Origin of the sequence: Rhabdaerophilum sp., from assembly GCF_046092605.1 — a bacterium.
Lineage (GTDB): Bacteria > Pseudomonadota > Alphaproteobacteria > Rhizobiales > Beijerinckiaceae > Rhabdaerophilum.
On the sequence record NZ_JBJTDY010000118.1, the window covers coordinates 1 to 7116 of the forward strand.

Sequence of the window (7116 nt, forward strand, 5' to 3'; positions counted from 1 at the left end):
CAGGAAAGCTGCTCCGCGCATTGTCTTCGATTGAAATGCCGTACACTTGCATCCGCCTCATGGATCGCATGCAAAAAACGCATCACACTCCATCTGTTCCTTGCGCAAAAACGGTTGCTTAAAGCGCAGGCTTGCCTACAACTCGGGCTGTGAATTTAAAGGTCCGGGCGAGAACCGTCTTTAAAGCCACGACCAAAAAAGGGAGAAAACGAATGAAGCGCCGTCAGTTTCTGACTGCCGCAGGGGCCGGGCTTGCCGCCGGCGCCATTGCGAAGCCCGCCATTGCCCAGTCCGCACCTGAGGTGAAGTGGCGTTTGACCTCGAGCTTCCCGAAGTCGCTCGACACCCTCTACGGCGCCGCCGAGACCTTCTCGAAGGCCGTCGCCGACATGACGGACAACAAGTTCCAGATCCAGGTCTTCGCGGCCGGTGAAATCGTGCCGGGCCTGCAGGCCCAGGACGCCATCACCAACGGTACGGTCGAGGTCGCCCACACGGCGTCCTATTACTATGTCGGCAAGGACCCCACCTTCGCGTTCGGCACGGCCGTTCCGTTCGGCCTGAACTCGCGCCAGCAGGATGCTTGGTTCATGCATGGTGGCGGCAACGACCTCCTGAACGAGTTCTATGCGGGCTTCAACATCCATGCCTTGCTGGGCGGCAATACAGGCTGCCAGATGGGCGGTTGGTTCCGCAAGGAAATCAAGAATGTGGCCGATCTCAACGGTCTCAAGATGCGGATCGGCGGCTTCGGCGGCCGCGTGCTGACGAAGCTCGGCTCCGTGCCGCAGCAGATTGCCGGCGGCGACATCTACCCGGCGCTCGAGAAGGGCACCATCGATGCGGCGGAGTGGGTTGGTCCCTATGATGACCAGAAGCTCGGCTTCAACAAGGTGGCACCGGTCTATCACTTCCCGGGCTGGTGGGAAGGCGGCGCTGCGCTGCACTTCTTCATCAACAAGGCGAAGTGGGAAGGCCTGCCGAAGGTCTACAAGGCGATCCTCGAGAACGCCGCCCAGCATGCGAACACCGACATGCAGGCGAAGTATGACGCCCGCAACCCGGCGGCGATGAAGGCTCTCTTTGCGGCCGGCACGCAGTTCAAGCCGTTCCCGCCGGATGTCATGCAGGCCTGTTGGAAGGCGGCGAACGAGATCTACGCCGAGACCACCGCCTCGAACCCGAAGTTCAAGAAGGTCTATGACAGCATGGTCGCCTTCCGGAACGACGAGTATCTCTGGTGGCAGGTCGCCGAAATGACCTACGACCAGTACATGATCAACTTCGTGACGCGCGGCTGATTGGCCCACGCCACGCAAGATCAGGAACGGCGGCCTTCGGGTCGCCGTTTTTTGTTGCGTTCGGGCCCGCCCGTCACGCGCAAAAAAGCCCGGTCTCGCGACCGGGCTTTCGTTTTTCGGAAAGTGCCTGGGCCTTAAGGCGCCTTGGGCTGAGGCATGCCCGGCATGATGATGCCGCCCGGCGCGCCGCCACCCGGGCCGCCGAGGCCCGGAATGCCGCCGCTGAAGCCCGGCGGGGGGCCGAAGCCGCCTCCGCCCGGAATGGTGAGGTTACGCATCTGCTCTTCCACCTTCTTCGGGTCGATGGTGACCTGCTGGCCCTTGTAGACCATGACCATCTGCGGGAAGGCGATGACGAGGCCGACCATGATGCACTGGATGACCACGAATGGCACCGCGCCCCAGTAGATCTGACCGGTTGTCACCGGCTCCATCGAATGGCCGGTCACCTTGTCGGTATAGGGCAGCTTCGGTGCCACGGATCGCAGATAGAAGAGCGCAAAACCGAAGGGCGGATGCATGAAGCTCGTCTGCATGTTCACCGCGAGGATGACACCGAACCAGATCAGGTCGATCCCCAGCTTCTCCGCCGGCGGGCCGAGCAACGGCACGACGATGAAGGCGAGTTCGAAGAAGTCGAGGAAGAAGGCGAGCAGGAAGACCATCACGTTCACGACGATCAGGAAGCCCGTCTGGCCACCCGGCAGCGAGATCAGCAGATCCTCCACCCAGCGATGGCCATTCACCCCGTAGAAGGTGAGCGAGAACACGCGCGCGCCGACCAGGATGAACACCACGAAAGCCGAGAGCTTCGCGGTGGAATCCAGCGCCTGGCTCATCAGGCTGAGGTTCAAGCGGCGCTTGGCCAGAGCGATGATCATGGCACCGGCGGCACCCATCGCGCCACCTTCCGTCGGGGTTGCGAGCCCGATGAAGATGGTGCCGAGCACGAGGAAGATGAGGCCCAGCGGCGGCATCAGCACCACGATGACCTCGGTCGCCAGACGCGAGAGCAGGTTCAGCTTCAACGCCTTGTTCGCCACCGCGATCGCGTAGGCCACGATCATGGCCGCAAACCCGGCGATGATGCCTTCTGACCCCTTCTGCACATAGCCGACGAGCAGGTTGGACTTCCAGAAGGCGAGGCCGAAGGTCAACAGAGCCACCACGGCCAGCGAGGTCACGCCGCCGCCGAGAGTCCGCGCCTCGCTCGGCAAGGCCGGGCAGGATTTCGGATAAAGCATCGACATCAGGAACACGTAGCCGGCATAGAGGCATGACAGAACGATGCCCGGGATAAAGGCGCCCTCATACATGTCACCCACCGAACGGCCGAGCTGGTCGGCCATGACGATGAGAACGAGCGAGGGCGGGATGATCTGCGCCAGCGTGCCGGAGGCCGCGATGACGCCCGAGGCGAGACGGCGATCATAGCCGTAGCGCAGCATGATCGGCAGCGAGATCAGGCCCATCGAGATGACCGAGGCCGCGACCACGCCCGTGGTGGCCGCGAGCAGCGCGCCCACGAAGATGACCGCATAGGCAAGGCCGCCGCGGATCGGGCCGAAGAGTTGGCCGATCGTGTCCAGCAGGTCTTCCGCCATGCCCGAGCGCTCGAGGATGAGACCCATGAAGGTGAAGAACGGGATCGCGAGCAGCACGTCGTTGTTCATCGTGCCATAAACGCGTTCCGGCAGGGCCTGCAGGAAGTTGGGCACGAAGAGGCCCATCTCGATGCCCACCACGGCGTAGAAGAGGCCGCAGGCGGCGAGCGCGAAGGCCACGGGGTAGCCCAGCAGCAGGAAGATCACCAGCGAGGTGAACATGATGGGCGCCATGTAATACTCGACCCATCCGAGGAAACCCGGCTTTTTCACCACGGGCAAGCCAGAGGCAAGAGCGGGGTCGGAAAGGAGCAGCGCCACGATTGCCACGGCGATCAGCGCGCCCGTGATACGAACGAAACGATTGAACATCGGACTGTTCCTGACCGTTACTTCTTGACGATGCCGGCTTCTTCGGCAGCTTTCAGCAGGCGCTCCGCCTCGGCTTCCGCCGCAGCACCATGGCCCACCACCGCGTTCACATCCTCAAGATCGCCGCGGATGATGGCGACGCGCTTGATCAGTTCCGAGAAGGCCTGCAGCAGCAGCAGCACGAAGCCGAGCGGCACCAGGATCTTCGCCGGCCAGACCGTGAGGCCGCCGGCATTCATCGATTGCTCGTTGATCTGGAAGGAGCGCAGGAAGAACGGCCAGCCGTGCCAGATCATGATCCAGCAGAAGGGGATCAGGAAAAAGACATGGCCGAAAACATCGATCCAGTCGCGGGTGCGCTTGGCGAAATGGCTGGTCACCACATCGATGCGAATGTGCTCGTTTTTCAGGAATGTATAGGCCGCACCCAGCATGAAAACGGCACCGAACAAATACCATTGCATCTCGAGCCATGCATTTGACGAGACGTTGAACAACTTGCGGACCACTGCATTGACGGTGGAAATAACCACGGCCGCGAGGATCGCCCATTTGATGACCTGGCCGACGCGCGTGTTCAAAGCGTCGATGATCCCGCTGATTTTCAGAAGATTTTGCACGCCCTTCTCCCTTCAGACCTGTCCCGCGCGTTGCTTCGCGCGGCATCTTCATCTTTGCTCTGGCCGCATCTTGAGAAGGCTGCGGCCACACCTTTCGTGACTATTGCGTGTTACTCAGCATCACGAGCCGGACCATGAATGGCCGGAGCTACTCGCATGGCAGATGGCCCGCCCCCGCACAACCGCCCCTCTCCTGCGGTTTTGGCATGCGCTCCCTGCGCCACCGGTATGGTGGAAAAGTTGCTAACGCAGCGCGTTGTGCCTGACAAGCGCCTTTGTCCTCCGCGCACAGGCTCAGGCGGGCGGGCCTGCCGCGCGTTCGGCGCGCCGGCGCGCGCGCTCCCGGTGGATCATGTAGACGCCGCTCGCCAGGATGAGCATCAGCCCCGCCATCGCGACGGGGCTCGGCACATCGCCGAACATCAGGAAGCCGATCATCACCGCCCAGACGATCACGCTGTAGCGGAAGGGCGCCACGGCCGAGAGATCGGCCTCGCGATGCGCCTCGATGATCGCGTAATTGCTGATGAGGACCAGCACGGCCGCCGCCGCCAGCGCCATCAGAATGTCGGGCGGCACGGGTTTCCAGACACCCTCCTGCAAGGTGAGAAGGGCACCAGCCACCAGCGTGCCGCAGGAGGCCGCCAGCGTCAGCATCAGGCTGGGCAAATGGTCCGGCATCCACCGCGTAAGGGTATCGCGCAGGGCAATCAGCACGGTGCAGCCGAACACCATCGCCACGGCCCAGATCGGCACGGCGCGCCCCTCGGGTCGCAGCACCAGCAGAATGCCGATGAATCCGACCGTGATTGCGCTCCAGCGGCGCCAGCCCACCTTCTCGCCCAGGAACAGCGTCGAAGCCGCCGTGATGAAGAACGGCGCGAGCATGGTGATGGCGATCGCTTCCGCAAGCCCGATGCCCGCCAGCGCGCCGATATAGAGCGTGGCGATGACGCCCTCGAGGCCCGCTCGCATCAGCGCGAAGCGGCTCATCGCATAGCGCAGATCGCTGAAGCGGCGTGTGATGAACACGACGATCACCAGAGCCGAGAGGCTGAACAGGCCACGGATGATCAGCGCCTGCCCGGCATCAAGCATGGTCCGGGCATATTTCATGAAGGCATCATTGCCGGTGAAAACCAGCATGGCCAGCATCATCGCGAGAATGCTGCGCAAGTTGGTCTGGCTTTGCGGCATCTGTCCTGGCCGATCTCGAAAGAAGCCGCCCGTCGGGCGGTCAGGTGCGGGGAAACCCCCGAGGGCCCAGCGCGAGGCGCCTGTGGTAGCGGATGCATTCCTGCAGGGCAATCATCGGAACGTTGCCTCGATGGCAATCGGTAGCATTAACGTGGGCTTAAATTGCGCGTGTTAGTTGAATAAGATCGGCAGGTTTGCAGAAGGCAGCCTTCATGGCGAGGCAGAACATCCCTTCTTCCTTTTCCAAGGCTCGTGCATGACCTCGAGATTAAGCCTTTTTTACAGACGTCAATCGCCGCCTGTGGCCCTCCCCGAGGGCGTCGAAGCACCGATCGCTGCCGCTCCGGTCGGGGATGTAAAATCTGCCGATGCGGCCATGATGCCTGCACTGGACCTTTTCGAGGAGGATGTCCTTCGCCTCTCCGCTGACCTGTCGCGCGAGAGCAGCGATGCCTCCGCGCTGCTCGGGCAGAGCATCACGCGACTTGATGCGGTGAAGACGGCCATCGATCGTCTGCGCCATCACAGTGAATCCGTCAGCGACCAGGTCGCGGGTGTCACGCAATCGACCGATCTCCTGGCGGGAGCTGCCAGCGAGATCGTCGGCACCATCGAGCAGGTCCATCGCTGCAGCGCCTCCGCGCAGAACCGCGCCGAAGCCTCCTCGCGCGATTTCCAGAGCCTCGGCGAAGCGGTCCAGGAGATCGGCAACCAGCTGAGCGCGATTGGCGAGATCGCTTCCCGCACCAATCTGCTTGCGCTCAATGCCACCATCGAGGCGGCACGCGCCGGCGAGGCAGGCCGTGGTTTCTCGATCGTGGCGCAGGAGGTGAAGGCCTTGTCCGTCGCATCCGCGCAGGCCGTTTCCGCCATCCGCGATCGCATGGGGGCACTGGAAGCCGTGACCCGGCGCGCCATTGCCGGGATGGCCGGCATTTCCGCCGATATCGCCGACCTCGCCCCGATCTGCGCCGGCATTTCCGATGCCGTGCAGGAGCAGCGCACGACCATCGAGAGCCTGCGCCAGCAGATGGAAAGCGCGCAGGTCGCGGTGGAGGGCGTTGCCCGCGAGGTCAGCTCCATCGCCGATGTCGCTGCCGAAGCGCGGCGGAACAGCCTTGATGCGAACGAGATCAGCCGCCAGGCCGCAGGCGAAGCCTCGCAGCTCGGCCGCCGTGTCGTGACGGTGCTGCGTTCGATGCCGATCGCCAATCGCCGGCGGCATGAGCGCTTTCCCATCGATCTCGCGCTGCGCATTCGGAACGGTGTCGGTTCGCTCAGCGCTCACAGCTTCGATGTCAGCGAAGGCGGCATGCTCATCCGCCGGATTGAAGGTTTCGCGCCCGTCATCGGCACGGTTCTGGATGTCGAGGCGACGCGCCTTGGCGCCATGCGTCTCAAGGTGGTGAATGTCTCGTCCCTTGGCATTCATTGCGCCTTCGCCGATCCGCCCGCGACGCTCATGGAAGCGATCAGCCGCGAGATCGGGTCGTTCCGGGAAGTCCACCAGCCGCTCGTCGAGCGTGCGGTGAATTTCGCGGCAGAGATCACCGAAGCCTTCGAGCGCGAACTGACATCCGGCAAGCTCAGCATGCCAAACCTGTTCGATGTGAATTACCGGCCCATCGCCGGAACGGATCCCGTGCAATACGAGACGCAATATCTCTCCTGCTTCGACGCCGCATTGCCGCCCGTCCTTGAAAAAGCGCTGGCCGCCGACAGCCGGATGGTTTTCGCGCTGGCGATCGACCGCAACGGCTACATTCCGGTGCATAACCGCAAGTTCAGCCAGCCGCAGCGGCCGGGTGATCGCGCCTGGAACATCGCGAATTGCCGCAACCGCCGGATCTTCGACGATCGTGCCGGCCTTCTGGCCGCGCGTGTCATCGGCGATTCCCTGATCCAGACCTACAATGGGGATATGGGATTTGGCGTGGTCGTGAAGATGATGCATGGGGTTGCGCCCAACCGCATCCGCAGCCTGATTGGGGGGGGCGTGCGGATGCGGATGGGCGCATCCAC

5 protein-coding genes are annotated in these 7116 nt (G+C 63.0%); 2 read left to right on the forward strand and 3 right to left on the reverse strand.

The window, feature by feature from the left end; all coding sequences use genetic code 11:
• Nucleotides 1-212: 212 nt before the first annotated feature.
• Complete coding sequence (locus tag ACKODO_RS09190) at nt 213-1301, forward strand: TRAP transporter substrate-binding protein (protein ID WP_408983139.1); 1089 nt, start codon at nt 213-215, stop codon at nt 1299-1301.
• A gap of 134 nt (nt 1302-1435) precedes the next feature.
• Here ACKODO_RS09190 and ACKODO_RS09195 read toward each other — a convergent pair whose 3' ends face one another.
• The 3 genes from ACKODO_RS09195 to ACKODO_RS09205 form a co-directional block, all read right to left on the reverse strand.
• Nucleotides 1436-3139 (reverse strand): TRAP transporter large permease subunit, encoded by a 1704-nt coding sequence (locus ACKODO_RS09195; protein ID WP_408983143.1) that lies wholly within the window; start codon nt 3137-3139, stop codon nt 1436-1438.
• 155 nt (nt 3140-3294) lie between these two features.
• Nucleotides 3295-3897 (reverse strand): TRAP transporter small permease subunit, encoded by a 603-nt coding sequence (locus ACKODO_RS09200; protein WP_408983140.1) that lies wholly within the window; start codon nt 3895-3897, stop codon nt 3295-3297.
• 294 nt (nt 3898-4191) lie between these two features.
• A complete protein-coding gene (locus ACKODO_RS09205) occupies nt 4192-5094 on the reverse strand; it encodes a DMT family transporter (RefSeq protein WP_408983141.1) in 903 nt (300 codons plus the stop codon).
• Between the two features lie 376 nt (nt 5095-5470).
• Here ACKODO_RS09205 and ACKODO_RS09210 point away from each other — a divergent pair.
• Nucleotides 5471-7116: methyl-accepting chemotaxis protein (locus tag ACKODO_RS09210; RefSeq protein ID WP_408983142.1), on the forward strand; the 1646-nt coding region annotated here is incomplete at its 3' end.

Bases quoted from the DNA above. Each gene is read 5' to 3' on its own strand.
- ACKODO_RS09205 (WP_408983141.1), bottom strand. From the start codon at position 5,094: ATGCCGCAAAGCCAGACCAACTTGCGCAGCATTCTCGCGATGATGCTG.
- ACKODO_RS09190 (WP_408983139.1), top strand. From the start codon at position 213: ATGAAGCGCCGTCAGTTTCTGACTGCCGCAGGGGCCGGGCTTGCCGCC.
- ACKODO_RS09195 (WP_408983143.1), bottom strand. From the start codon at position 3,139: ATGGCGCCCATCATGTTCACCTCGCTGGTGATCTTCCTGCTGCTGGGC.